Annotated in this window: 26 protein-coding genes and 1 other RNA gene; 14 read left to right on the plus strand and 13 right to left on the minus strand. The window is 66.4% G+C overall.

The annotated features are described in order from the left end of the window. Positions 1-99: 99 nt before the first annotated feature. Entirely contained in the window at positions 100-441 is a 342-nt protein-coding gene (locus tag XcodCFBP4690_RS03395; protein WP_029221720.1) for a hypothetical protein, read from the minus strand. A gap of 122 nt (positions 442-563) precedes the next feature. Then, a complete protein-coding gene (locus XcodCFBP4690_RS03400) occupies positions 564-1,739 on the minus strand; it encodes a thiolase family protein (protein ID WP_104539643.1) in 1,176 nt (391 codons plus the stop codon). 157 nt (positions 1,740-1,896) lie between these two features. On the opposite strand from XcodCFBP4690_RS03400, the gene XcodCFBP4690_RS03405 reads away from it, so the two are divergent. After that, a complete protein-coding gene (locus tag XcodCFBP4690_RS03405) occupies positions 1,897-4,737 on the plus strand; it encodes an autotransporter serine protease (protein ID WP_104539644.1) in 2,841 nt (946 codons plus the stop codon). A gap of 98 nt (positions 4,738-4,835) precedes the next feature. On the opposite strand, the gene XcodCFBP4690_RS03410 is transcribed toward XcodCFBP4690_RS03405, so the two are convergent. The 3 genes from XcodCFBP4690_RS03410 to XcodCFBP4690_RS03420 all read right to left on the minus strand — a co-directional run bounded on the left by XcodCFBP4690_RS03410 (position 4,836) and on the right by XcodCFBP4690_RS03420 (position 7,912). Then, a complete protein-coding gene (locus XcodCFBP4690_RS03410; protein ID WP_104539645.1) occupies positions 4,836-5,936 on the minus strand; it encodes a Glu/Leu/Phe/Val dehydrogenase dimerization domain-containing protein in 1,101 nt (366 codons plus the stop codon). Positions 5,937-6,092: 156 nt separating this feature from the next. Then, complete coding sequence (locus tag XcodCFBP4690_RS22335; RefSeq protein ID WP_146091826.1) at positions 6,093-7,349, minus strand: 2OG-Fe(II) oxygenase; 1,257 nt, start codon at positions 7,347-7,349, stop codon at positions 6,093-6,095. A gap of 35 nt (positions 7,350-7,384) precedes the next feature. Beyond that, positions 7,385-7,912, minus strand: coding sequence for a M48 metallopeptidase family protein (locus XcodCFBP4690_RS03420; protein ID WP_146091827.1), 528 nt, complete (start codon positions 7,910-7,912; stop codon positions 7,385-7,387). A 408-nt stretch (positions 7,913-8,320) separates the two neighbouring features. Between XcodCFBP4690_RS03420 and XcodCFBP4690_RS03425 the strand changes: the two genes are divergently transcribed. After that, complete coding sequence (locus XcodCFBP4690_RS03425; protein WP_104539646.1) at positions 8,321-8,494, plus strand: DUF1328 domain-containing protein; 174 nt, start codon at positions 8,321-8,323, stop codon at positions 8,492-8,494. 158 nt (positions 8,495-8,652) lie between these two features. Here XcodCFBP4690_RS03425 and XcodCFBP4690_RS03430 read toward each other — a convergent pair whose 3' ends face one another. After that, entirely contained in the window at positions 8,653-8,907 is a 255-nt protein-coding gene (locus XcodCFBP4690_RS03430; RefSeq protein ID WP_104539647.1) for a DUF2789 domain-containing protein, read from the minus strand. A 130-nt stretch (positions 8,908-9,037) separates the two neighbouring features. Between XcodCFBP4690_RS03430 and XcodCFBP4690_RS03435 the strand changes: the two genes are divergently transcribed. Then, positions 9,038-9,304 (plus strand): DksA/TraR family C4-type zinc finger protein, encoded by a 267-nt coding sequence (locus XcodCFBP4690_RS03435; protein WP_104539707.1) that lies wholly within the window; start codon positions 9,038-9,040, stop codon positions 9,302-9,304. Between the two features lie 146 nt (positions 9,305-9,450). Here the strand turns inward: XcodCFBP4690_RS03435 and XcodCFBP4690_RS03440 are convergent, their stop codons facing one another. Further along, a complete protein-coding gene (locus XcodCFBP4690_RS03440) occupies positions 9,451-10,044 on the minus strand; it encodes a mechanosensitive ion channel family protein (protein ID WP_146091832.1) in 594 nt (197 codons plus the stop codon). An 879-nt stretch (positions 10,045-10,923) separates the two neighbouring features. Between XcodCFBP4690_RS03440 and XcodCFBP4690_RS03450 the strand changes: the two genes are divergently transcribed. From XcodCFBP4690_RS03450 to XcodCFBP4690_RS03460, 3 genes are read left to right on the plus strand one after another with little or no spacing between them, the layout of a single operon-like run. Continuing rightward, positions 10,924-11,514: an RNA polymerase sigma factor gene (locus tag XcodCFBP4690_RS03450; RefSeq protein WP_104539648.1), complete on the plus strand. Its 591-nt coding sequence runs from the start codon at positions 10,924-10,926 to the stop codon at positions 11,512-11,514. Next, positions 11,511-12,032, plus strand: a complete 522-nt coding sequence (locus XcodCFBP4690_RS03455) for a hypothetical protein (RefSeq protein ID WP_104539649.1) — start codon at positions 11,511-11,513, stop codon at positions 12,030-12,032. The genes XcodCFBP4690_RS03450 and XcodCFBP4690_RS03455 overlap by 4 nt, the downstream gene beginning before the upstream one ends. A gap of 11 nt (positions 12,033-12,043) precedes the next feature. Beyond that, complete coding sequence (locus tag XcodCFBP4690_RS03460) at positions 12,044-12,928, plus strand: DUF4097 family beta strand repeat-containing protein (RefSeq protein ID WP_104539650.1); 885 nt, start codon at positions 12,044-12,046, stop codon at positions 12,926-12,928. Positions 12,929-13,062: 134 nt separating this feature from the next. On the opposite strand, the gene XcodCFBP4690_RS03465 is transcribed toward XcodCFBP4690_RS03460, so the two are convergent. From XcodCFBP4690_RS03465 to XcodCFBP4690_RS03480, 4 genes are all read right to left on the minus strand, one after another. Then, on the minus strand, positions 13,063-13,248 hold the full coding sequence (locus tag XcodCFBP4690_RS03465) for a hypothetical protein (RefSeq protein ID WP_029221706.1): 186 nt from the start codon (positions 13,246-13,248) through the stop codon (positions 13,063-13,065). Between the two features lie 189 nt (positions 13,249-13,437). After that, on the minus strand, positions 13,438-14,814 hold the full coding sequence (locus XcodCFBP4690_RS03470) for an Hsp70 family protein (RefSeq protein WP_104539651.1): 1,377 nt from the start codon (positions 14,812-14,814) through the stop codon (positions 13,438-13,440). A 151-nt stretch (positions 14,815-14,965) separates the two neighbouring features. Further along, positions 14,966-15,439, minus strand: a complete 474-nt coding sequence (locus XcodCFBP4690_RS03475) for an FKBP-type peptidyl-prolyl cis-trans isomerase (RefSeq protein WP_104539652.1) — start codon at positions 15,437-15,439, stop codon at positions 14,966-14,968. Positions 15,440-15,815: 376 nt separating this feature from the next. Beyond that, entirely contained in the window at positions 15,816-16,817 is a 1,002-nt protein-coding gene (locus XcodCFBP4690_RS03480) for a cation diffusion facilitator family transporter (protein WP_104539710.1), read from the minus strand. Between the two features lie 162 nt (positions 16,818-16,979). Here XcodCFBP4690_RS03480 and XcodCFBP4690_RS03485 point away from each other — a divergent pair, with 162 nt between their 5' ends. Both XcodCFBP4690_RS03485 and XcodCFBP4690_RS03490 read left to right on the plus strand, forming a co-directional pair. After that, positions 16,980-17,315: a zinc ribbon domain-containing protein YjdM gene (locus tag XcodCFBP4690_RS03485; RefSeq protein WP_104539653.1), complete on the plus strand. Its 336-nt coding sequence runs from the start codon at positions 16,980-16,982 to the stop codon at positions 17,313-17,315. A gap of 294 nt (positions 17,316-17,609) precedes the next feature. Next, positions 17,610-17,685: non-coding RNA, sX9 sRNA (locus tag XcodCFBP4690_RS03490), on the plus strand. Between the two features lie 4 nt (positions 17,686-17,689). On the opposite strand, the gene XcodCFBP4690_RS23010 is transcribed toward XcodCFBP4690_RS03490, so the two are convergent. Both XcodCFBP4690_RS23010 and XcodCFBP4690_RS03500 read right to left on the minus strand, forming a co-directional pair. Continuing rightward, positions 17,690-18,481, minus strand: a complete 792-nt coding sequence (locus XcodCFBP4690_RS23010; RefSeq protein WP_244183569.1) for a hypothetical protein — start codon at positions 18,479-18,481, stop codon at positions 17,690-17,692. Positions 18,482-18,735: 254 nt separating this feature from the next. Further along, complete coding sequence (locus XcodCFBP4690_RS03500) at positions 18,736-19,851, minus strand: alkene reductase (RefSeq protein ID WP_146091833.1); 1,116 nt, start codon at positions 19,849-19,851, stop codon at positions 18,736-18,738. Positions 19,852-20,071: 220 nt separating this feature from the next. On the opposite strand from XcodCFBP4690_RS03500, the gene XcodCFBP4690_RS03505 reads away from it, so the two are divergent. The 6 genes from XcodCFBP4690_RS03505 to XcodCFBP4690_RS03535 all read left to right on the plus strand — a co-directional run bounded on the left by XcodCFBP4690_RS03505 (position 20,072) and on the right by XcodCFBP4690_RS03535 (position 25,678). Further along, positions 20,072-21,280 (plus strand): MFS transporter, encoded by a 1,209-nt coding sequence (locus XcodCFBP4690_RS03505; RefSeq protein ID WP_146091829.1) that lies wholly within the window; start codon positions 20,072-20,074, stop codon positions 21,278-21,280. Positions 21,281-22,013: 733 nt separating this feature from the next. After that, the gene (locus tag XcodCFBP4690_RS03515; protein WP_064509153.1) at positions 22,014-22,469 is read left to right on the plus strand and encodes a PA2169 family four-helix-bundle protein; all 456 of its coding nucleotides are present in this window, start codon (positions 22,014-22,016) and stop codon (positions 22,467-22,469) included. A 264-nt stretch (positions 22,470-22,733) separates the two neighbouring features. After that, positions 22,734-23,336, plus strand: coding sequence for an RNA 2',3'-cyclic phosphodiesterase (gene thpR, locus XcodCFBP4690_RS03520; protein ID WP_104539656.1), 603 nt, complete (start codon positions 22,734-22,736; stop codon positions 23,334-23,336). Positions 23,337-23,383: 47 nt separating this feature from the next. Beyond that, positions 23,384-23,989 carry an HD domain-containing protein gene (locus tag XcodCFBP4690_RS03525; RefSeq protein WP_104539657.1) on the plus strand — a complete coding sequence of 202 codons (606 nt, stop codon included), beginning with the start codon at positions 23,384-23,386 and terminating at the stop codon, positions 23,987-23,989. Positions 23,990-24,052: 63 nt separating this feature from the next. Continuing rightward, positions 24,053-24,235 (plus strand): oxidoreductase-like domain-containing protein, encoded by a 183-nt coding sequence (locus tag XcodCFBP4690_RS03530; protein ID WP_064509190.1) that lies wholly within the window; start codon positions 24,053-24,055, stop codon positions 24,233-24,235. Between the two features lie 69 nt (positions 24,236-24,304). After that, positions 24,305-25,678, plus strand: coding sequence for a virulence factor (locus XcodCFBP4690_RS03535; protein WP_104539658.1), 1,374 nt, complete (start codon positions 24,305-24,307; stop codon positions 25,676-25,678). The last annotated feature ends 205 nt before the right edge of the window (positions 25,679-25,883 follow it).

A 25,883-nucleotide genomic window follows, 5' to 3' on the forward strand; every position in this document is an offset into this window, starting at 1 on the left:
ATCCCCATCGATCAGCAAAGGACCAGCCGGATGACAGGCAAAGAAAAAGCCGCTGGAAACCAGCGGCTTTCTCCGAACGCGCTTAAAGCGAAGAAGTGATTACTTCTTGGCTTCTTCAGCGGTGTCCTTAGCAGCTTCGGCGGTGTTTTCAGCCGTCTTGGCAGCGTCGGCAGCCTGCTCGGCAGCAGCGTCGGTCGCGGCGCCGGAAGCAGCCTGGGCAGCGTCGGCAGCGGTGTCGGCCGAAGCAGCGGCGGTGGTGGCAGCAGCCTGAGCGGCGTCAGCCGACTGCGAGCCCGAGGCAGCAGCCTGGTCGGCAGCGGTCTGAGCGTCGGCAGCAGCTTCGTTAGCCGAAGCAGCAGCGTCCTGAGCCTGTTCCGGCTTCGAGCAAGCGGTCAGGGCCAGGCCCAGAGCCATTGCGATCAGCAGCTTGTTGATGGTCATTGTTTCAATCCTCGTCGTTAGATTAGGCAACGCGCTATTGCGCGCCCCCGACATGATGACGGCCACAAGACGGGTGTCAAGCGCACGCGCATTCAGTTTTGCAAAATCGCCGTTAAAGGCTGTTAAATCAATTCGATAGCGATGGCGGTCGCTTCGCCGCCACCGATGCACAGCGTCGCGATCCCGCGCTTGCCTGCGCGCGTGCGCAACGCATTCACCAATGTCACCACCAATCGCGCACCGGATGCACCGATCGGGTGGCCCAGCGCGCAGGCACCGCCATGCACGTTGACCTTGTCGTGCGAAATCCCCAGTTCCTTGATCGGCGCCATCGCCACCACGGCGAAGGCTTCGTTGATTTCGAACAGGTCCACCTGGTCCAGTTGCCAGCCGATCTTGCCGAGTAGCGACTGGATGGCCGCCACCGGCGCGGTAGTGAACCATTCGGGCGCCTGCGAGTGGGTGACATGGCCGACGATGCGCGCCAGCGGGGTCACGCCACGGCGTTGTGCGTCCTCGGCACTCATCAGCACGGTGATCGCGGCGCCGTCGGAGATGCTCGACGAACTGGCCGCGGTCACGGTCCCGTCCTTCTTGAAGGCCGGCTTCAAGGTCGGGATCTTGGCGACATCGGATTTGCCGGGCTGCTCATCGCGATCGACGATGGTCTCGCCCTTGCGCGTGGTCACCGTGAACGGAACGATTTCTTCGGCGAATGCGCCGCTGTGCTGCGCGGCCTGTGCACGTTCGACCGAGGCGATCGCGAACGCATCCTGATCGGCGCGGCTGAAACCGAACTTTTCGGCAGTGGCTTCGCCGAACACGCCCATGGCCTGGCCGTCATACGGGTTGGTCAGGCCATCCCAGGCCATGTGGTCCACGGCCTGGAAATTGCCGTAGCGATTGCCGGTGCGCGAATTGGGTAGCAGATGCGGTGCGTTGCTCATCGACTCCATGCCGCCGGCGACCACGATGCTGGCCGAGCCGGCCTTGATCAGGTCGTGGCCGAACATGATCGCCTTCATGCCCGAGCCGCACACCTTGTTGATGGTGGTGGCGCCGGTCGAGGTCGGAATGCCGGCAGCGATGGCGGCCTGCCGCGCCGGCGCCTGGCCGAGATTGGCCGGCAGCACGCAGCCGACGATGACCTCGGAGACATCGGCCGGCGCGACCCCGGACTGCGCCAGCGCGCCTTCGATCGCGGCGGCGGCGAGGGCAGGTGCCGGCACTCCGTTGAATTGGCCGAGGAACGAGCCGATGGCGGTGCGTTTTGCAGCAACGATGACGATGTCGGACATGAGTGGATACCGTTTAAAGTGAAACGATTATCTGCCTCATGGCCGGATCGCGCCAGCGCACGCCGCGCTGGAGCACGTGCATGGCATACAGTATAAAAATGGATAGTCGGGCCCGGGTTGGGCCCGTTCCATGGAATGGGATTGGGGGAGAGCGAGCATGAAAAAAGGGGATGTCGCCAGGACTGTCCTGGCTTCGGCGTTGGCCGTGGCGTTGACCGCGTGCGGCGGCGGTGGGGGTGGTGGCGGGGGCGGCATCCGTCCGACGCCGCCGGTCGCACCGCCGCCGACATCGCCTCCACCGCCGCCGCCACCTACGTCTCCGCCACCGCCGGCCACTGCGCCGGCGCCGGAGCCTGCGATCGATGCGCATCTGGCACTGACCAATGCACGTGCGGCGCAGGCCTTGGGCTTCACCGGTGCGGGCTATCGCATCGGGGTCATCGACAGCGGCATCAACACCACTCATCCGGCGTTGCAGGGGCGCGTGAGCAACAGCTTCATCTATGTCGATCCGCGAACCAACAACGTTGCCGTGGGCGACGTGGTCGGGCATGGCACCATCGTCGCCGAGCTCGCTGCCGGACGCGCGGTGGCCCAATGGCCGGGCGGCATCGCGCCCGGAGCGGGTCTGGTGTCTGCGCGCATCATCAATGACCGGGCGCCGGTGGATGATGGCAGCGGCCAAGGCAATGAGGTGGATGGCCCGCTCGGGTTGGGGCCGGTGCATGCGGACCTGATCGGTGCCGGCGTGCGCATCATGAATAATTCCTGGGGCGGTCTGTACTGGAACGACGCATCGGTCACCAATCAGATCGCGCAGGAATATCGGTCCTTCGTCACCGGTAACGACGGTCTGGTGGTATTTGCCGCGGGCAACGAGGCGCGTGCCCAGCCTTCCGACACTGCGGCGCTGCCGAGTCAGCCGGGCCCCAACGGCACCTTGCCGGCAGCGGACCTGGAGCGCGGCTGGCTGGTCGTCGGCGCGCTGGATACCGCCAATCCCACCCAGCTGGCCTCCTACTCCAACGCCTGCGGCGTGGCGATGCGCTATTGCCTGGTGGCGCCGGGGACATCGATGTTCATCGACCCCGATGCCACCGCCAGCAACATCCGTTATTTCTATGGCAGCGGTACCTCGTTTGCCGCACCGCTGGTCTCCGGCGCAGCGGCGCTGGTATGGCAGGCATTTCCGTATTTCAACAACGATCTGGTGCGCCAGACGCTGCTGGGAACGGCCACCGATCTGGGCGCAGCAGGTGTCGATCCGGTGTTCGGCAACGGCCTGCTCAATGTGGGCAAGGCGGTCCTGGGGCCGGCACGGTTCGACTGGGGCACGGTGGACGTCAACGTGAACACCTTGCGTTCGACTTGGGCCAACGACATCAGTGGCACCGGTGGCCTGATCAAGCGTGGGAGCGGCACGCTGGTATTGGGCAGCGCGGCCAATACCTTCACCGGCGACACGCAGGTACTTGGCGGCACCTTGCAGACCGCCAGCCTGCAGAGTGCACGGGTGGGTATCGCCAATGGAGCGAGCCTGATCGGCGCTGGCAGGATCGGCGGACGGGTGGACAATGCCGGCACGCTGCAGGTCGACAGCGCAGTGCTCTCGGTCAACGGCAACTACACCCAGGACGGCAATGGGCGCCTGGCACTGACTGTCGGCGATCGCCTGAGCGTGAGCGGCACCGCGAGCATCGCCGGTGATCTGCAACTGCTTGGCCGGCGCAGCTATGTCGTCAACAACACCACCTATCCGGTGTTGCAGGCGACCAACGGTTTGCAGGGCACGTTTGCGACGACCAGCAGCGGCCCGGCCGTGACCTTCCTCAACGCCACGCTGAGCTACGACGCCAACACCGCGTTCGTGTCGCTGCAGCGCATGGATGTCACTGCGGTCGCCACCTCGCTCGGTGCAGTGGGGACGGCAGCGATGGAGTCTGCCGTTCGGGTGGAGCAGGCGTTTCAGCAGGTGGATGCGCAACAGCTGCAAGGCAGTGGCGTGATCAGCGGCAGCTTCATTCGTGCAGCGGCGGCGTTGCAGCAATCACCCGATGCCAAGACCGCAGCGGACTCGCTGCGCAGCCTGTCGGGGCGTGCGCATGCGGCATCGGCGGCAATGACCTTCGACACCATCGATCTGGGGCGGCGTGCGCTGGCCTCGCATTTCGATGGCCTGTCGCAGCAGCCGCGCCTGCTCGGCACCTGGCAGCGCGCGCTGGGCGGCCCGGGCGAGGGCGGAGTGACCACTACCGGATTCGCCACCTCCGGCTGGATGATGGGCAATGACCTGCGTCTGGCATCGGGCGCAGTCACCGGTTTTGCGTTCGGCGAAACGCGCTCCAATAGCCTGGGCGACCTGGACGGTGCACGTGGCCGCGATCGGCAGGTGCAGGCACAGCTGTATTGGGGCACCACGCTGGGGTCGGCCTATACGCTCGGGCAGCTGGGGTTTGGCAACGTCAACAGGCAGATCGAACGGAATCTGCAATTGGGCGAAGACCGCAGCAGCGCCTTCAGCGATTACAGCGGCAGTTATCTCAGCAGCAACCTGGAAGCCGGCTACCGCTGGGGATATGCAGCCGCCTCGCTGACGCCATACATCGGGCTGGACCATGTGCGCCTGCGCAGCGAAGGCTTCCGCGAAAGCGGTGGCGACGGCTTCGGTCTGCGTGCCGATGCAAGTACCTCATCGCGCACCCAGGTGCTGACAGGCGTGCGATCGGCCTACCGCTGGCGTGGCCTGCAACTCGGTGGTTATGCCGAATGGCAGCAGGCGTTGAGCAGCCAGGGCCTGATGCTGGATGCCAGCTTCATCGGTGTGGATGCTTGGGCGCCGTTGCGTGACATGCAGCCGGCGCGTTCGGGCGGGCTGTTCGGGATTGCCGCGTCCACGCCGCTGGGGCAGCAGAGCCAGCTGCGTTTCGGTTACGACCAGCGGGTGGGCGAGCGCGGCGACGATCGCGCGCTGAGCCTGAAGTACAGCGCCGATTTCTGATCGGCGCCCATGACGCCCGGGCGCGATGCCCGGGCGCGGCGTTTTCAGCGGCAATCACAGACTGCGCTGCTCGTTGCGCCCGATCCGTCTGTTTCCAGTTACTCGCCGCGTAGTTTGTGCAGGAAGCGCGGCGCGGTACGACCCAGCGGCAGCTTGAGTTTGCTGATCGCCTCGATGCGGGTTTCGGCGATCCGATCGGCCGCCACCTGCGGCGAGATGTCCTGCTGCGCCGACAGGTCGAAGACCTTTTCCAGGTTGTGGTAGATGCTGCGGATCAGGCGCATGGCGCGTTCGCGGTTGTAGCCGTCGATCTCCAGCGAGACATTCATCACCCCGCCGGCATTGACCACGTAATCGGGCGCGTACAGGATGCCGCGCCGGTGCAGTTCCTCGCCGATGACGGCGCTGGCAAGCTGATTATTGGCGGTGCCGCAGATGATCCTGGCCTTGAGTTGCGGCAGGGTCTGTTCGTTGATGGCCCCCTCCAGTGCGCAGGGAGCGAACACGTCGGCCGCCACCTGATGGATCTCGTCCGGGCGCACGGCCTCGGCGCCGTATTCGGCGACGGCGCGGTCGACCAGTGCCTGGTTCAGGTCGGCCACATACAGTTTCGCGCCACGTTCCTTGAGCAGTTTCACCAATTCCATGCCGATGTGGCCCAGGCCCTGGATCGCGATGCTGGCCTTGCCCACTTCCTCATGGCCGAGCTTGCGGTTGAGCGAGGCCATCAGCGCCTGCAGCGCGCCATAGGCGGTGAAGGGAGCAGGGTCGCCGGAGCCGCGGTGCACCTGGTGCACGCCGGTGACGTACTCGCTCTCCAGGTAGATCTGCTCCATGTCGTTGACGTCGGTGCCGACGTCTTCTGAGGTGATGTAGCGCCCGCCAAGGGTGTCCACGAACCGGCCGAATGCGCGGAACAGCGCCTCGCTCTTGTCGGTCTTGGGTTCGCCGATGATCACCGCCTTGCCGCCGCCGACATTCAGGCCGGCCAGCGCGTTCTTGTAGGTCATGGTGCGGCTCAGCCGCAGCGCGTCGTCAAGCGCCGCCTCGCTGTCGGGGTAGGGGCGCATGCGCACGCCGCCCAGCGCGGGCCCGAGCCGCGTGCTGTGCAGCGCGATGATCGCTTTCAGGCCGGCGTCGCGGTTGTGACAGAAGATCACCTGCTCGTGGCCGGTGGTGTCGAGGGTTTCGAAAAGCATCGAAGGCTCCGCGGGGCTGCGTGATGTGCCTTCCCTGAGGCCGGGTCTGCACCCGTGCAATGGGAAACAAAAAACGCAACGTTTGCAGATCCAGTCCGGTCACGTCGCGCTGCAACATTTTAAACCACGTCGACAGGGGGTTGTATATGAATCTGTTCACCAATCCCGATAGCGCTGCTGCCGAAACCACAGCGTCCCCAACCACTTGCTCCCGGCCGCAACTGGCAGGCCGGCGTGGAGCGAATCCGGATCGGGGCGGCCGTCGGGGTGGAGATTGTCGAAGCACACCACCGAGCCGGCACGCGGCTGTACGCGGATCCCTGCGATCGGAAAATCGGTCTGGCCGCCCGCTTCGACCGCATTGAGATAGACGCAGGCAGTGCGCAGACGATTGCCGGCAGCGGGGCGATCGGCCGCCACCTTGCCTGCCGGCAGGTAGTCGCGATGTGCGCGATAGTGCTCGCCGGGTGCATAGCACAGCACCGACAGCGGTTCGGCGTGGGTCAGTGGCAGCCGGGCGCACGCGGCCAGCCGTGCCTGCGCCGCACGCGCGGCAAAATCTTCCAGAACCGGATCGAGCGTGGCGCCGCGGCTGGTGCGAACCGGTGTGTGGTGCGCGCTCGCATCATTGGGGTCCAGCACCTGGGAGGCGCGTAGATGCGGGCGTGCCAGCAGGATCAACAACCGGCACTCGTCGGCCGACAGCACGGCCGAGTGTTCCTCGATCATCGGCCGCTGGTGGCGCGATGTCGGCAAGCGGTGCGGGGTGAAACGTAACCTGCTGGCTTCGCTGCCATCGGCGGTTTCGGGAGGCGCGATGTCCAGATCGGGAAGCGCCGCAATGCCCAGCGGCTGCAGCTGCAGCAGCAGGTGGGCTGCGGCATCCGGCTGCCGAGGCACGCCTTCGCCGCGCGCCAGGCGCTCGGCAAGCAGGACCGCCGCAGGCACGTCCCCGAGCGATGCGGCGTGTTCCAGCAGGCCGACGCAGCGCTGTTGCTGCTGTGGATCATCGATCCGGCCATGCTGGATCGCCAGCGCACGCAGGGCCGGTGGATAGCCAGCCGCCGCTGCCGCGTGCAGGCGCGCCAGTTCCCGTGCTTCCAGCTCCACCGGGCTAGTGCCTACCGCCAGCGTCGCCAGCAGATACCCCGCTGCCACGGCGCCGCCGCGTTCGGCAGTTTGCCAATGCGTCCGCGCCTGCGCGACATCCACCGTGCAGCCGATGCCGTACGCCAGCAGGCGGCCTGCCTCGATCTGCGCGGTGGCATCGCCAGTGGCTGCACTGCGCAGATACCAGGCAAGGGACTCCTCTGCCTGGCCGCTGCGTATCAGTGCCTGTGCCAGGGCATTCATGGCCGCAGGTTGTCGGCTTTGTGCGGCAAGCAGAAGGCTGTCGAGTGAGGGGGCATGCATGAGTGCATCCTAAGCCCTGGCTCCGTGCTGCGCGATCAGTTGCCTGCCTGAAGTGCCAGGTGGGTCAGGTACAGGCGCAGGTCGAATTCCAGCTGGTGGTAATCCGGACGCATGTGGTTGCACAGTTGGTAGAAGGCCTTGTTGTGATCGGCCTCTTTCAGGTGCGCCAGCTCGTGGGCCACGATCATGTGCAGGAAGGGTTCGGGCGCGTCGCGAAACACCGCGGCGATACGGATCTCGCGGCTGGCCTTGAGCCGGCTGCCGTGGACGCGCGAGATTGCGGTGTGCGTGCCCAATGCGTGCTTCACTACCTGCAGGTGATTGTCGTAGACGGCCTTGTGCAAGGTCGGCGAGGAGCGCATGTAGCGCTCCTTCATGGCCTTGACGTAGTCGTACAGGTGGCGATCGGTGCGGATGGTGTGCCGCTCGGGGTAGCGCCGTGCCAGTACTGCGGCAAGCTTGTCCTGCGCGATCAGTTCGCGCACCTGATCCAGGACAGCGGGTGGGTAACCGGCGAGATAGCGAAGAGTGTCCATGGCGATCGGGTGCGGCGAGAACCGCATGATCGCCGATGCGGGCAGGGCTGGCGACTGTTGCGCTGGCGCCGCGCCAGCAGTGGACCCCCAAAGCGACGCCGGGAATATGGGCTGTGGAGGCGGCCATGACGGCTGCAAAAGACCTCGTGAGGTGGCAGGCGGTCGGCTTGTGCGTGGAGCGTCATTCGTCAGCGCAGCGCAGGGTCAAAAGCGGGCGCTATCGGATCAGTGTGGAACGGCAGCACGGTTGCAGTGATGTGGCGACGCGCAGGCGGGCTCGTACTGCTGCGTCAGACCGGGGTGACGGACGTGTGCCAGCGTGTGTCATGCGGATTCACGAACGCGGCACATCCGGATGGGTAGCGTGCAGCGCATGTTTTGCGGCGCTGTGCCGCAGACACACGATTGCACTGTGTCGAACCAGGAGACAACAACATGATCAAGTGGGCCATTATCTTCGCCATCATCGGACTGATCGCCGGTGCGCTCGGATTTGGTGGAATGGCGGGCGCCGCGATGGGGATTGCCAAGTTCCTGTTCTGGGCCGGCATCATCATCGCCATCGTGCTGTTCGTGCTGGGGATGACGATCGCCAGGAAGGTGACCTGAGGCGGCTCGCATTTGTTGCCAAGGCCTCTCTCGACGAGTCCCATGCAGCCAGAGAGCGGCCAAGGGCCGCTCTTTTTTTTACACCTGCCTGTCCGGCCGCGGTGCCGCAGGCGGCCGCAACCGTAGTCGGTAGCCACAGGCTGTGCTCCGACCTGCCGTCAGACGCCGGTGTTGTCGGCCGTGGTATGCAGCGCGATGTTGAGCTGGTCGATGGTCACGATCCAGTCGGCATCGTCGAGACGCTCTTCACGCAACAACTGCGCCTGTGCCGGTGTCCAGAACGGCGCCTCCTCCAGGCGCATCTCGCCCGGCAGCGGCGAGTGCTCGGCGATGAAATGGCGAATACTCGCCTCGTCCGACGGCAGGCCAAGCTGGGCGAACAGTTCCGAGAACGGGTGGACGGGTTGTTCCATTGCAGATCCCTCGTAGGTGCGGATGACCGGATGTTAGAGCACCTAGTTTGAGGGCACTGTGCACACGCGGCTTGGATTTGCCTGCGCCAATGACCATATCGATAGCCTGACCAGCAAGGGTGAAACCACCATGGCGACCGGATGGGCGGGTGATGGGGCGGTGCAGGACCAGATCGATGCCACCGTCGAGGATGCAATCAAGCGCGCGCGGAGCCAGTTGCACCAGGGGCCGAGCCTGAGCCACTGCGAGGACTGCGACGCACCGATCCCCGAGGCGCGCCGCAAGGCCGTGCCGGGCGTGCATCTGTGCGTGAGCTGCCAGGAAGTCCACGACCGGGAGCACGGTGCGCAGAGCGGCTTCAACCGCCGTGGCAGCAAGGACAGTCAGCTGCGCTGACCAGGCTGGTGCCTGTCCGTCGGCTTGCAGACTGCATGTCCTGTCGCATGTGTTGAGCAGGCCAAGCAGGGCGAGTGCCTGCGACCAAGGCATGCGGCGGGCACGCTTGGCCGCGTGGCGTGCCCGCCGCGCTAGTCGCCCAGGTGTCAGCCCGCGTTGAGGCCGCTGCTCTCGCGCCAGCGACGCGTGGTGCGCTGGAAGAATAGGCTGTTGGGCACCTGCAGCACGCTGCCGGCATGGTCGCCGGTTTCTTCCAGCGTCGTGTAGATCACGTTGATATCGATCACGCGTCCCTTCAGGCCCGGCTTGTCGCCCCCTTCGAGCAATTCGATATGGTCGTGCAGCCGGAATGGGCGGGTGGTGATGATCAGGAACGTGCAGAAGATGTTGGACAGCACGCTCCACGCGGCGAAGAACGCGACCGCGCCAACGGCTGCGAAGCTGGTGAAGGCCGTCCACAGCACGGCGGTCGAGACGCCGAGCACGTGCAGCGCAATCAGGACCGCGCTGAACGAAATGACGAAGCTGCCGACACGGCGGATACCGATCGTGATCTCCGCCGGGACGTTGTAATGGGTGCAGATGCGCCGCAGCAGCTGGCGCAACAGCAACCGGGTCAATGCGGCGACCGCGAGGATCAGGACGATCTTGATCGTTGGCACCGCGACCGCCAGCCATTGCGGGTTCCAGTGTGGCAGCAGGCTGCGGATCATGGCGGGCAAGGCATCGGACGCGGACATCACTGCATGGCAAAGCGGAACAGGCGCCCATTGTAACGCGCGAGATTCGATCGCCAGGAGCACGGGGTGATGCGCGCTCGCCCGGCTTGGCGAGATGTCTGCCGATATCGGCGGACTCGTGGCGTTGCAACGTGCGTGACCAATATGCCCAGGTGAGCTTGCAACGTAGCGTTGTTCGCCGGTTTGTCCATGTGCGCACGGTACGTATGGGCCAACAGTCCGTGTGCCTGGTTCTTCAACCCCGGCGCGGTCGCCGCATGCAGCGTCGATGTGGGGATCTCGCCTGCACCGCGGCCATGTCGGCGATCACGCCGCGATGTGCGCTGGCGACAGGGAAGCGCGACGATCGGCCTTGCGGGTCATCGCTGACGGCGCCGGCCTGGGTCGGCCAGCCTGACCAAGCGCTGCCAGGTCTGCTCGACGGAACGGACCGGCATCCATGCAGCTGGACCCTCCGCGCCAATGCAGGAGGGCTGCGGCAATGCTGTGCGCCGCAGGCACAGTTCAACCCGGGTGGATGTCAGCGTGAGCTGTACCGCATCCAGGAGCAGGGCAGATGTGCAGTGGCTGGGGGAGCACAAGGCCAGAACCAGACCGAGCAGGTGCGACATGACGATCTCCAGCGTGGACCAGGCGCTGCCAGCAGGGAAAGCGGCAGTCAGCACGCGGCGCAGTAGCGCCGTTGCAGACTTGGATGCGCCGACCGCCGAAAAGGTTTAGAGCGCAATCTGCATGGCGCTCCAGCGGGTGCGGCGGGGCGGGCACGGGATCGATGCAACACCACTCCAATCCTGCAGCGGCACTGTGCACCTGAGGCGCGGGTGCAAAAAAATCTGCCGAGGTTTAAACCTTTGCGCCGTCAGGCACATCCAACTGGCTATGCTCGACACCTCCGTGCCCATCGACCGACCACCGCCTGGCGCCACCCCTGTCGACCGCGACGACGCAGCCTTGGCGCGTGCGGCGGCGGCAGGAGAGCGCGCGGCTTACGAGGCGATCTATCGCCGGCATTCGCCGCGGTTGTATGCGCTGGTCTGGCGGCTGTGTGGCGGCAACGCCGCGCGCGCCGACGACGTGTTGCAGGAGACCTTCATCGCCGCGTGGAAGGCCCTGCCGCAGTTCCGTTTCCAGAGTGCGCTGGGCACCTGGCTGCACCGTTTGGCCGTCAATACCGCGCTGATGGAGCTGCGTGCGCACGCGGCCTCCGGCAACCCCGTCGTCGACGATGCCGATGGCGACATCCTGGCGGCGGTGCCCGACGCTGCGCGGTGCCAGTCGACCCGCATGGATCTGGAACGGGCGCTGGAAACCCTGCCGCCGCGCGCCCGTGCAGTGCTGGTGCTGCACGATATCGAAGGCTGGAAACACCAGGAGATTGCCGACCAGCTGCAGATGGCGGTCGGCAGTTCCAAGGCACAACTGCATCGTGCGCGCGGCCTGCTGCGCGCGCGGTTGGGAGAACCCGCATGACCCCTGATCCGCATGACCACAACCAGGCCGCGGACGCTGCATTGCGCGCGCGCCTGCAGGCTTTGCCGCAGCAGCGCCTGCCACCTGCGCAGGTGTGGGAGCGCATCGCCCCCGCGTTGGGGCCGCAGCCCGGCGCCGCAGCGCTGCGGCCGCAGCGCAGGCGGGGCTGGGCAATGCCTGCGCTGGGCGTCGCCCTGGCCGCGGCGGTGGCCTTGATCGCAGTCGTGCCCGGCATCCACCGGCCGGCGCCGCCGCCCGCACAGCCGGCGCTGGTGCTGCAGGCGCAGGCGATGGCTGGGCAATACCAGCAGGCCATGGCGGAATTTCCGCTGCAGCAGGCGCCGGCAGCGCTGCGGCCGGCACTGGACGAGCTGGATCGCAGCGCCCGCAGTATTCATGCCGCCATCGCGCAGAGCCCGCGGTCGGCGTTTTTGTTGTCGCAGTTGCAGCGTACCTACGCCAAGCGGCTGCAGTTGACCCGTCTCGCCTCGCAGGGCGAGGCGTCCTTCCCGAGCTGAGGAGCATGCCCATGCGCTACGCCACCGTTTCCCTGCTGCTGTTGGCCGCGTTCTGCGCTGCGCCGGCGGCGGCGCAGACCGCCGTGAATCAGAGTCATCCGTTGGCACGCGGAGGGCGCGTGGAACTGGAAAACATTGCCGGCAAGATCCGCGTGCGCGGCTGGGACCGCGACGAAGTGACGCTGACCGGGACCTTGGGAGAGGGCCAGCGGCTGGATGTGGATGCAAGCTCGAACCGGCTGCAGTTCGAGGTGATCTACCCGCGCCACGGCCGCAACGGCCAGGGAGCGCAGCTGGAGTTGCGCGTGCCGCGCGGCGCCTTGTTGCAGGTGGATGCGGTCAGTGCGTCGGTCGACGTGGATCAGGTCGACCTGGCGACCCTGCAGCTCAAGTCGGTCAGTGGCGATGTGGTCGCCAGCGGGCGCGCCAGGGAAACGCAACTGGAAACGGTCAGCGGGCAGCTGCGCAGCACGGTGAACAGTGCGCGGGTGACCCTGGGGACGGTCAGCGGAGGGATCGACGCACAGGCCGGCGCAAGCGGCGTGGTGTCGGTCGAATCGGTGTCCGGGCAGATCCGCATCGGCGCCGGCCAGGTGTCGCAATTGCGCGCCGAAAGCGTGTCGGGCGCGACCGCATTGACAGTGGCCGGGCTGGCGCCGGGCGGCAGCATTTCTGCAGAAAGCGTCAGCGGCACGATCACGCTGGGCGTGCCGCGCAATGTGTCGGCAGCGCTGGACGTGGACGTGTTCAGCGGCGATATCCGCTCGGTGGTCGGCAAGGTCGAGCGCCCCGAGTATGGCCCCGGCAAGCGCCTGCGCACCACGCTGGGGGGCGGCAATGGCGACATCAAGCTGGAGTCGCACTCGGGCTCGGTGCGCATCGACTACGGCAATTGAGCGACGGCACCCTGGCCTGAAAACAAACGTGCCACCTTGCGGTGGCACGTCGGTGAAACACTTCAAGGCAACCCTTGCAGGCAACTGCCGGTCTGCTCGCCGCAAGGCGGGCGCTGACGGCAGTGGTTTGCCGCTCAGCCGATCTTGTCGCCATCGTTGCGCGCGGGGCCGAAGTTGGTGGTGAGCACTTCGATCCGGCCGCCGGTCTTGCGGAACGCGGCGATGTCGGCAGCGATACGCTCACGACTGAGCGGCTGCGACTTGCCTTCGCTGCGAGCGATGCTGGGCTGGGATTTCTGCTTGGTCGCGGGACGTGCCATGTGGCCTCCTGTAGCGGGGAAGTGCAATGACACCGCGTGCGGCAAGGGTGGCGCGCGCGTGAAGCGGTGTCGAGAAGTGCGATCGCGTTCGGTGCGCAATCGCGGCGGCACGGCGGGCGTGCCTTGCAGGCATGACGGCGGGGCGTCAGGCAGCAACCGTGCATTATACGAGCTGACCTGCGACTTGTGTTAACCGTCCGATGGACGGGCGCCGCCTGCCGCAGCCCAGGCCAGGCCTTGCACGACTCCGAACGATGGATCGCCCTGCACCATGCGCGACTCCGGGAAAGCGGCCGCCACCGCGTCGCGCAGATAGCCGGCGCGCGACATGCCGCCGGTTAGGAACACGGTGGCCGGCGGCGCGGCCATGTCGGCACGGACCTGTGCCAGCAGCGCTTCCAGCTCGCGTAGGTAGCTGGAAGCGGACGCAACGAGCGCATCGGCCTGGACGTCCACCTGTAGTCCGCGTTCGATGAAATCCAGCGCCGTGTGGTGCTGGTCGGTTTCGCTGAGCGCGATCTTGCAGGCCTCCACGTTGCGGTACAGGCGCGCGGTATTGCCGGTGTCCTGCAGCGCTTTCAGGCGCGTATCGAACGGGGCCGGGGCGTCCCGGTAGTCGTGCAGGCGGAATTCGCGCTGGCGCGTCATGTCCTGCACCATCGCCGCTTCCACGTAATGGTGCGCCGGCACGCGGGTGCTGCCGCGGCCGAACAGCGGCATGTAGCTTGCAAGGCTGAGCGCCAGATCGATATCGGTGCCGCCGCGCGCGATGCCCCAGGCGCGATGCACCTGCGGTGCGGCGCTGCCGCCGACGCTGGCATGCGCGATATCGGTGGTGCCGCCGCCGATATCCACCACCACGGTGTCGTGGCGGCTGTTGTGGCTGACGTGGTAATGCATTGCCGCCGCAGCGGGTTCTTCGAGAAACTCCACGCTGTCGAAACCGGCGGCAATGGCGGCGGTCTGCAGGATCTCCAGCGCCTGCGCGTTGCCGGCATCGCCGATCGAACTGCGAAACTGCACCGGACGACCGAGCACGGCTTCGCGGATATTGATGTCGAACTGACGCGAGGCGGTGAGGCGGATATGTTCCAGCACGTGCGTGGCGATGCCGGTAATGGTCTGGCGCGCACGCGGGTGCAGGTTATAGCCCAGCATCGATTTGGGGCTCTGCACCAGATTGCCTTCGCCTTCGAGAAAGTAGGCGTCCAGCGCCTCGTCGCCGTAGACCGCGTTCTGCAGCAATGCGGCCGAACTCCGCGGCTCGCGCACCTGCTGCTCCATCCATTGGCGACGCACGATACGCAACGCGTCGCGGCGAAGGCTGTCGGCATTGGAGGAGCGCCCGGCGGCGGTGGCGTCGCGACGCGCGGAATCGATCAGGCGCTCCATCTCGTACTCCAGCGCCGGCGTCAGGCTGAAATCCTCCGGGTCGCGCATGGTCTCGGGAAAGTACACCGTGGTGCGGAACTGCAAGGCCTCGCCGAAGCGCACCGGCTCCACCTTGCCATCGACGATTGCCGCGGCGGCGGAGTTGCTGGTACCGAAGTCGATGCCGAGTTTCATGTGCAGCTGCCTGGGAACGGGCCGCGCACTTTACTACGGCGGCTGCAGCTGCCGTCCAGGCCGGTGTGCCTGGACGACGTGCCTGGACAACGTGCCTGGACGATACACGGGGCGACACTGCCATGTGCCTCAAGGCAGGCGGAAGCTGGCCTCAGGCGGCGATGTCGTCGACGTGGCCCTGGTTCAACTCCTCGGTGGTGGCTTCGCGCACTTGCACCACTTCCACTGCGAAATGCAGGGTCTGCCCGGCGAGCGGGTGGTTGCCGTCCACGGTGACCTGCTTGGGACCGACCTCGGTCACGGTGACCAGCACCGGCCCCTGTTGGGTGCGTGCCTCGAACTGGACGCCCGGCACCACGTCCACATCGGTCGGGAAGGCATCGCGCGGCACGTGCTGGACCAGCTGCTCGTGGCGTGGGCCATAGCCTTGTTCCGGGGCGACATCGGCAGTGAGGGTATCGCCGACCTGCCTGCCGTCCAGGGCCTGCTCCAGGCCAGGGACGATATTGCCGGCACCATGCAGGTAGCTCAGCGGCGTGTCCGGGGTGGAACGGTCCAGTACCTGGCCGCTGTCGTCGGAAAGGGTGTAATGGATGGTCGCAACGCGACCCTGGCTGATTTCCATTGGAAACCTCCATGAGGGGGATCAAGGGGAGTGCATCGGCGGATTCACGATGCGAAGAGATGCCGCAGGCACACCGTAGGCAATCGGGCTGCATCATGCAACCGCTGCCGGAGGGGCTATTGGGCCGAGGATCAGGTTGGTGGAAACGCGCCTGTCGGCGGCACTGCCGAACGGCGCTGCACATGCGCCGTGCGCGCAAGACAGACAGGTGTACCGGCGTGAGTGGTCATCACGCATGGCGTCGCGTGCCGGCTGCGATCCGGCGCGCTGGTGCGACTCGATGCCACGCCCACAACAGGCAACGTGGATCCTGCAGATTCTGCAGAAACGCGCAAGCGCGCCTGCCAGTTTTACATTGCATGCGTGTGGATGGCGCTCAGTCTGCCTGCGCGCCACGTTCGATCTGGGTGCGTCGCGCGCGCCAGGTTTCCGGCGTCTGCGGCTTGACGAACAAGGCGGTGATCTCCGGATGCTGGCGCTTGGCCGCCGCTTCGATACGTGCGACGCAGGCTTCGATTTCCGGCGTGCTGCGGGTATCCTCGAATTCGGCACTCAGCGCGGCCACCACCTGGTTGGGACCCATCTGCATGGTCAGCACGCCATTGGCGGCGCGTACGTCCGGGTCGCTGGCAGCAATGCGCAACAGTGACGCGCTGACATGCGCATGCGCAGGTTCGCCGATCAGCAAGCCCTTGGTTTCGCGTGCCAGCAGGAAGGCGGTGAAGGCGAGCACGCCTGCGATGCCGATCGAGGCAATGCCGTCGAGCTGCGGCATGTCCAATAGGTGTGCGCCGGCAAGGCCGAGCAGGGCCATGAACAAGCCGATCAGTGCGGCGCTGTCTTCCAGCAGCACGGTGAAGGTGCTGGGGTCCTTGCTCTTGCGAAACGCCTCGAAGTAACCCATGCGGCCCTTCTTGGCGCGGAACTCGCGCAATGCCACCACCCAGGAGATGCCTTCGAACACGATGGACACGCCGAGCACGCCGTAGGCGATCAGGTGATTCTTGGCTGGCTCGGGATGGCGTAGATGCACGATGCCTTCGTACAGCGATACGCCGGCGCCCATCGCAAACACCAGCAGCGCCACGATGAAGCTCCAGAAGTACAGCTCGCGCCCGTAGCCGAACGGATGGGTAGGTGTGGGCGCGCGCGCCGCACGACGCAGGCCATGAAGCAGCAGCACTTCGTTGACGGTGTCCACCAGCGAATGCACGCCCTCGCTGAGCATGGCCGAGCTGCCGGAGATGCCGGCAGCGATGAACTTGGCCACCGCAATGGCCAGGTTGCCGGCCAGTGCGACGTAGACCACCAGATGCGAGCCCTTGGTGTTTTCCGGCCTAACGCTCGTCCCTGCGGCCGTTGCCGCGGCATCGGGCAGGCCGGCGCGCGAGGATGCGGCTTGTGCGGAGGGGTCTGAGGGGTGGGACACAGGCGGCCTGCAGTCTTCGGCAAGCGCCGCACTATCGCGCTGCAGCCGTGCCCGCTACGTGATCGCAGCGCTGGCAGCTACAATCCACGCCCGCTTCGATCAAGGACTCGCATGTCTACCGTTTCCGCCTGCCCGCAATGCGGCCAGGACAACACCTATGCCGACGGTGCGCTGTCGGTCTGCGCGGACTGCGGTTTCGAGTGGAGTGAGGGGGAGCCTGCCGCAAGCGCCACCGTGGTACGCGACAGCAACGGCAATGCGCTGCAGGCCGGCGACACGGTGACGGTGATCAAGGATCTCAAGGTCAAGGGCTCGTCGATTCCGCTCAAGCAGGGCACGGTGATCCGCAATATCCGCCTGGTCGAAGACGATGCCGAGCATATCGAGGGCAACTCGGAAAAGATCAAGGGACTGGTACTGAAGACCTGCTTCCTGCGCAAGGCTTGACCGCTTGCTGGTGGCATGACGGCGTCCAGTCGCGCATGTGAGGTGCTTGGTCGGGACTGGCATGCGCGCTGCGGCTTCCGTGCACCCAGTCGATCGCGTTGATCGCGGCGCGCAGTGATCCGCGCCGCGGGGCGCCGCACTGGCGCGGCGAACTGCACACAGGACGTGCCGCAAGATCAGATGCCATGCGCAACGCGCCAGGCCCGCCCAGCCAAGAACGTATGCCGATACTTGGAGCAGCTACGAAACTACCGTGCTCACCGCCAGGCGGGCGCGGCCGGTGCCCGGTACGGCATGTAGCACGCGTACACTCCGGCTCCTTCGCGCCATCCGCATCCACCTGACGATCGCTCGCCGCGGTGTGGTAGCCGCGCTCAGTCGCGCGGGTACACCGCTGCCACCAGGCAGCTCTGGCGCATGCGTGAGAGCCGGCCGCCACGCGTCGTGCCCAGGTCTCCCTCGTGGCCGGCACCGGCGCTTGCGCCGGCAATGCCGATCTCGTCCAGCACGTCGACCTTGTCGCCGGGATTGCCGCAGATCGCGTTCAAGCCCATGCCGGACACGAAGCGGATCGGCGGGGCGCCGCTCAGTTCGTTGCAACTGTCCATCAGCTCCACCCGGTAGTGGCGATGCGTGCCGGGATGGCGCGGGGAGACTTCCACCACCAGCCCCTGCGCATCCTCCGACCAGGCACGCAGCAGGCTGGGATGAAAGCAGTAGCTGGATGAGCCGGCGAAGTTGCGCCGCCGTGCCTCGCGCACGCTCACGCCTTCCAGGGTCGGCACCTCGCCATGATTGCGGCGACGCGCCAGGTCGGCGAAGTCGCGTGCATCGATCGCAGCAACCTGGGCAACGGCGCAGCGCTGCTGTCCGGCGCTGGCGTATGCCGGCGCCCCGTTGCAGGCCCAACCGTGTGGTGCGAGCAGGTTCGCATCGGCCTGTGCGCCGAGCTGCGGGCAGTCCTGCGCCAGCTGCAGGCGGAACAGGCGACCATCGCGTTCGGCCACCGCCAGCGTGCGCGCATCGGCTTGATGGAACTCCGAGACCTGGCGCGCATCCAGGCAACTGGCATCGGGCGCGGCGGGGCGCGCGGGCTCTGCGGATGCAGCGAGCGCGCAACAGCAGGACAACGCGATGCCAAGCACAGTCGCGGTGGGCGTACGCATCATGCACATCCTTGGCCAATGAGATAGCTGCATCATGTGCCGGCTGCGTTGCGCTTGCAAACGCCAGCGCAGCGGCGGCAGATCGTCACGCCGTCGCCGCTGCCCCCGAGGCGTCGCCGCCGTGTCCCGGAGGCGACGCCCGACATGCAGCGTGCGGCTTGCAGGAATTCCGGCAGTGCGCGTGGGCGGTCACAGGCGCAGCCCGATCGCCGCCGCAGGGCAACGACGAGCGGGCATGCCGGCGTGATGCTTGCTTACGGTAGCGCCGGGTAGTCGGTATAGCCCTTGGCGCCGCCGCCATAGAGGGTGGATTGATCCACCTCGGCCAGCGGGGCGTGTTCGCGCAGGCGACGCACCAGATCCGGGTTGGCAATGAACGGACGGCCATAGGCGATGGCATCGGCATAGCCGCTGCTGAGGGCACGCTCGGACATCGCACGGTCGTAGCCGTTGTTGGCAATCCAGGCGCCATCGAACTTTGCGCGCAGTGCAGCGTAGTCGAAGGCGATGTTGTCGCGTGCGCCGCCGGTTGCCCCCTCGATCACGTGCACGAATGCCAAGCCGCCGATCAGGTTCAGCCGCTCCACTGCACGTTCGAACAGCGGCTGCGGGTCGGAGTCGTGTGCGCCGTACACCGGGGTGACCGGCGACAGGCGCACGCCGGTGCGCTCGGCACCGATCTCGTCGGCAATGGCCTGCACCACTTCGGCGAGCAGGCGGGTGCGGTTTTCGATATCGCCGCCGTAGGCATCGGTGCGCTGGTTGGAGCCATCGCGCAGGAACTGGTCGAGCAGGTAGCCGTTGGCCGCATGCACTTCCACGCCATCGAAACCGGCCTCGATCGCATTGCGCGCGGCGATGCGGTAGTCCTCGATCAGCGCGGGGATTTCGTCCAGCGCCAGTGCGCGCGGCTCGGAAACATCCTCGAAGCCGTTCTTGGTGTAGGTCTTGCCCTCTGCACGGATCGCGCTGGGCGCGACCGGCACTTCGCCCGGCGGCAGCACGCTGGTGTGCGAGACGCGGCCGACATGCCAGAGCTGCAACACGATCTTGCCGCCACGGCGATGCACTTCATCGGTGACAGCGCGCCAGCCAGCAACCTGTTCGGTGCTGTGGATGCCCGGCGTGTCCAGGTAGCCCTGGCCGAGCGGGCTGATCTGGGTGCCCTCGGCGACGATCAGGCCGGCGGTGGCGCGCTGGCCGTAGTATTCGGCGGCCAGTGGCGACGGCACCTGCCCGGCGCCGGCGCGGTTACGCGTCAGCGGCGCCATGATTACGCGGTTGGCAAGATCCAGCGCGCCCAGGCGCACCGGGGAAAACAGTGGGGAATCAGTGGATGTGGACATCAGCAACCAGTCGAGTTGGACCACACGCAAGGCGCGGCACCGCGCCGATCGCGGTGCTCCACAGCGATGGTGGCGGACCCAAGCGGATTCGAGCGACGCCGATGGGACACAGCGTCTCCTGGCGCACTGAGGCGAGCGAAACCTTGACGGACAAGGAGCGTGGGCTGAATCGCCCGGAACACCGGCCTTTCCTGTGTTGCTGCATTGCACAATAATAAGCCGCCCCGTCAATCTGGAGTCGGGCATGTCCGATATCGATCCTTCCGCCCCGCGCGTGCCTCGGCGCGATTACGTGCTGATCCTGCTGGCGCTGGCGATGGGCGGCTTTGCGATCGGCATCAGCGAATTTTCCACGATGGGCCTGATGACGCAGATTGCGCGGGGCCTGCAGATCAGCGAGCCGCAGGTAGGCCATGTCATTAGTGCCTACGCGCTCGGCGTGGTGGTCGGTGCGCCATTGCTGGCGATCCTGGGCGCGCGTTGGCCACGGCGCACCTTGTTGCTGCTGCTGATGGTGTTCTACGCGCTCGGCAACCTCGCCAGCGCGTTGGCGCCGAGCTATCACACGATGTTGCTATGCCGCTTCATCGCTGGACTGCCGCATGGCGCGTATTTCGGCGTCGCCTCGTTGGTGGCCGCATCGATCAGCCCGCCCAATCAGCGCGCAACGGCGGTGGGACGCGTGCTGCTGGGCTTGAGCGTGGCGTTGCTGGTGGGCAATCCGCTGGCGACCTGGCTGGGGCAGATCGTCAGCTGGCGCTGGGCGTACGCGTCGGTGTCGGTGATCGCATTGGGCACGGTCGCGGCGGTGGCTGCCTTGTTGCCGCCCGCGCCGGACGAGCCCCGCCAGCAGCCGCTGCGCGAACTGCGTGCGTTCAACCGGCCGCAGGTGTGGTTGGCGCTGGGGATCGGTGCGGTGGGGTTTTCCGGCATGTTCTGCGTCTTCAGTTATCTGGCGCCAACGCTGACGGCAGTGACCGGCGTGGAGCCGGCGCGCATCCCCCTGGCGATGGCGGCCTTCGGCGTGGGCGGCGTGCTTGGCAGCATCCTGGGCGGTTGGCTGTTCGATCGCCTGCAGTTTCGCGCGGTGCCGGTGCTGCTGGGGTGGTCGATCGTGGTGATGCTGACGTTTCCGTTGGCCGCGCATTCGGGGCTGTGGGTATTCGTCTCCATCGTCGCGGTGGGCACCATGGGCGCCCTGGCGCCTGCATTGCAGACCCGCCTGATGGATGTGGCCGCCGAAGCGCAGACCCTGGCGGCGGCGTCCAACCACGCGGCGTTCAATACCGCCAATGCGCTGGGGCCGTGGCTGGGCGGCATGGCCATCACCGCGGGCTGGGGCTGGACGTCCACCGGTTATGTGGGCGCTGCCACAGCGCTGGGTGGCCTGCTGATCTATGCGGCAGCGGTGTGGCAGGAGCAGCGTCAGCGCAGCGCGCTGGCCAGCTATTGAGGTGAACCGGTGTCGGTTCACCCCTGGCGGGTAACACGACGTCTCTGATATCGCTGTGTTCGAACATCGCGCGTGCGTGCAGGCGATGTCTGCCGGGCGCGGTGATTTGCTGTTGCCTGCGTTGTTACTGCAGCGGTGCCAGTCACCGGCCAGGGCGGCCATGCGCCCGCTGAGTTCAGACGCGCGCACAGCGCCGTGCCGACTGCACCGGTGCAGGTCGTGCCGGTGCCGGTTGTCCAGATCCTGCCAACACCGATGCCGCTGTCGTGCGCGGCCATGTCTCATCCACGGTCACCTCACGACACGCCATCGAGACTGCGTGCTTGCCAGCAAGCGGACCGAACCGTCATGACCGACTTCACTCCACCGCCATGGAAGCGTCCAAGCCCCGGGCGCAAGGCGTCCACGCCGTTGACCGAAGCGCAGAAGGCCGCGGCCAGGCGGCGAGCAGAGGAGGCTGGGCGCCCATACCCGAATCTGATCGACAACATGTGGGCCAGCCGACAACCGAAGGCGCGTTGATGCGGTATTGGCATCGATGAATCGCGATTCATCGGCCGCACGACGGTGTGAGGACGCAGGTCGTCTCGCTCACATGCCGATTATGCGGGCATCGCCAGCATGGAGCCGTACACAACGCCAAGGCACCGCAATCAACGCATCGATTGCGCCATCCCGAAAGCCAGCGCAACGCATCACCGCGCCGCGCGGCCCATGCAACCAGGAGCGACACATGAGCATCCAGAGCAAGACCGAGCACAGCCTCAACGACCTCATCGCCATTTCCCGCGACGGCAAGGACTTCTACGAAGAAGCCGCTGCCAAGGTGGGCGATGCCGAACTTGCGACGCTGTTCCGCCGTATTGCCGGCGTCAAGAGCGACATCGTCAGCAATCTGAGCAGCGTAGTGGCATCGGTGGGTGGTACGCCGGAGAAGCATGGCACCATGGTCGGCAGCATGCAGCAGTTCTACGGCAAGGTCCGTGCAACGCTGGGCGATACCAAGTACGGCTACGTGGCCGAACTGGAAGAGTCCGAAGATCGTCTGCTGAAGGCATTCGATGAAACCATCGCCGACCAGGACACCCCGGCTGCCGCACGCGACGCCGCACTGCGTTTGCTGCCGGAAGTGCGTGCCTGCCATGACGTGATGCGCAACCGCAAGCACGCGATGAAGAACGCGGCCTGACGTGGCTGCAGACCCGTAGTGCATCACCTCGATGCAGTTCCGGGATGAATCGATACAGGCGGGAGACGGGTGGCGCAAGCTGCCCGTTTCTTTTTGTGCGGTGTGTAACGTGGTCGCGCTGCGTTCTTCACCATGTGCTGTTCCACGAGTGTGGCGTGTTCCACACAGATGCATGCGGATGCGGCGTATTCGGCAGGCACCGGGTCTGCTAGTATCCGCCGCCCTTCTTCAGCCAGGCCCGCGCAGGCGGTCGTGGACACCCTCATGAAACAGCAGTTTCTCTATCTGTCATCGGCCGAGGCGCAGTTGTCGCTGGGCCTGGGCGAGGAGAAGACCACCGAGCGGCTGTTCTTTGCGGTGATGGCAGATGCGCACACCGCAGACCGCGCAACCGACATCGCCAATGGGTTGCTGCAGGCAGGGCTGGTGGATGGAAAGCTGCTGGGGCGCGAGCGGCTGCACGTGACCTTGCATCACCTGGGCGATTACGCGGGCGGATTGCCGCCGTCGCTGGTCAGCCGGGCCAGCCAGGCCGCCGAACGCATCGCGCTGCCGGCCTTCGATGTGGAGTTCGACCGCGTTGGCACCTTCGGTGGGCGACGTTCGCAATTGCCCTGCGTGTTGCGCGGCGAAGAGCGGGTGCGCGGGCTGTACGAGTTGCAGGGAGCACTGGGGCGGCAGCTGGCGCATGTGGGCATTGCCGGCGATGGGCAGTACACGCCGCACATGACCCTGCTGTATTGCAATCAGGCACTGCCGCAGCGACGTTGCCAGGCACTGGCCTGGACAGTGCGCGAATTCGCATTGGTGCGCAGTTTCCTGGGACAGTCGCGCTACCAGATCGAAGGGCGCTGGTCGCTGCACTGAACCGTCGCGCCATGGGCAGACCGGCGCGTACGCGCTAGCCTGCGTGCATGGACATCACCACACCGCTGCCGTTGCATGCAGACCACCTGGCCGCACTGGAGCAGGCCTATGCCACGCCTGCGCGCGCCTATCATCACTTCGGCCACGTGCGCGCACTGCTGCAGCACTATGCCGAGGTCGCTACCGGGCCGGGCTGGCAGCGGCCGGTCGAAGTCTGGCTGGCGGTGCTGTTCCACGATGCGGTGTACCACCCCGGGCGCAGCGACAACGAAGCGCAATCGGCGGCCTGGGCACTGGAGTGCATCCCGCGCTGGTGGCCACAGGCCGAAGTGGACCTCGCGCGCGTGCAGGCACTGATCCTGCTCACTGCACGGCATGGCCAGCTGCAACCGAACGATGTCGACGAAGAGGCGGCGCTGTTTCTGGATTGCGACATGGCGATTCTGGCGGCGCCGGCCGAGATCTTCGATGCCTACGACCGCGCAATCGCCGACGAATACCGGGGGCATGTGCCTGCGGTGCTGTTCCGGCTGAACCGGCGGCGTTTCCTGGCCGGCCTGCTCAAGCGTCCGCGCATCTTTCTCAGCGCGTATTTCCATGCCAACGCCGATGCTGCGGCGCGCGCCAACCTGCGTCGTCGGCTGGGCCGTTGATGGGCCAGTGCGCTGCGGTGCGCCGCGTCGGGGAGGTTGGATCACGCACGCTACAATGGCCGCATGCACGAGCTCGCCGCTTCCGCCGCCGATCCACGCCCGCAACCGCCGCAGGCGCCAGCGCCCAACGAGTGCTGCGAGAGCGGCTGCCCGCTGTGCGTGCACGACCTGTATGCCGAGGAGCTGAGCCGCTACCGCCAGGCCCTGGCTGCCTGGGAAGCCCGTCAGCAGGCGCAGGCGCGGTGAGCGAAGCACGGCGCTTCGCGCTACGTGCCGGAACGATTATCTTTGGACCACTTTCCCCGATGGTGCGACATGCGACGACTTGAACGATGGAGCGCGCTCTGCGGCGCGGCGGTGTTGACGCTGTCGGGCATGGCTGCCGCGCAGGCCCCGGATCCGGTCAGCCACGGGCGCTTCGAACAGGTGCCGGTGCTGATGCCCAAGGGCGAGCCTGAGCGCGTGGTGATCTGGCTGGCCGGCACCGGTAATGCCGGCCAGCGCAAGGCGCAGGCACAGGCCCTGCGCGACGACGGCGCCATGGTCGCCGTGGTGGACACCGCCCATCTGTATGCGGTGCTGCGCAAGGCCGGCGGCACCTGCGCGTTCTCGGTCGGCGATGTGGAGAACTTTTCCCGCTATCTGCAGGCCTTCTATCACATCCCCACCTACCGCCTGCCGCTGCTGGTCGGCGATGGAGAAGGCGCTGCACTGGCGTACGCGATTGGCGCACAGGCCAAGCCGCATGTGCTGGCCGGCGTGCTCACCGACGGAGTGTGCCCGGCGGCGGTGTCCGATCAGGCGATCTGCCAGCCCGGCGTGCAGCCAGGGAGCAATCGTCTGATTCCGGTGCCGCTGCAGATTCCGTGGGTGCTTGCCGGCAGCCAGGACACGCGGTGCCCCGCGCCCGCCGAAGAGGCCTTTCTCAAGCAGATCCCGCAGGCGCGCACCTTCAGGCGCTCTGCGCGGGGCGACATCCTGCCCGGCCTGCGCGCGGCCGCCCGTTCGCTGGGCGACCAGAAGGGCGTGGCCTTGCCGCCGCCGCCGGGTGGGCTGGCCGATCTGCCGGTGGTGGAATTGCCGGCTAAGCCGGATGGCGACAGCGACGACGACACCTTCGTGATCTTCGTGTCCGGCGACGGCGGCTGGGCGGGCCTGGATGAGGAAGTGGCCGATGCGCTCGCCGCGCAGGGCATTCCGGTGGTGGGGCTGGATTCGTTGCGCTATTTCTGGACCGAGCGCACTCCGCAGGGCTTTGCCACCGATCTGGACCGCATTGCACGCGTCTACGCGCAACGCTGGCAGCGCAAGCGCGTGGTGTTGATCGGTTTTTCGCAGGGTGCCGACGTATTGCCGGCGGCGATCAACACACTGCCCGCACCGACCAAGCAGAACATCCGCATGACCGCGCTGCTATCGGTGGGCAAGCTGGCCGACTACGAATTCCATGTCAGCAACTGGCTGGGCTCGGATGACGAGGGCCTGCCGATCGCGCCGGAAGTGCAGCGCCTGCCGGCCGGTACCACGGTCTGCATCTATGGACAGGACGACGACGACGCACTGTGCCCCAGCTTGCCCGCAACCGCTGTCAAGCGCGTTGCGCTGCCGGGCGATCACCATTTCAAGGGCGATTACGCGACCCTGGCCAAGGTGATCATGGAACAGTTGCACGCGCTGTCGAAGCCGTAAAGAGTAGGGCGTGTGTGAGCTGGTTCGGCCCGACGTCGGGCCGATGCAGGTCAACAACCCGGTCGTCGCCGTTCGGTTCGGCCTGCGTCCAGCCTGGCAGGTCCTCGGCATTTCTTTCCACAACCGATAACAATCGGTGGTGCTTGCGCGCGTGCCGGTGCGGGACCTTGAGCGGCATGGATGCCGCGCCAAAGCCTGCATGGAC

The sequence above is a fragment of the Xanthomonas codiaei genome (assembly GCF_002939785.1).
Taxonomy (GTDB): domain Bacteria; phylum Pseudomonadota; class Gammaproteobacteria; order Xanthomonadales; family Xanthomonadaceae; genus Xanthomonas; species Xanthomonas codiaei.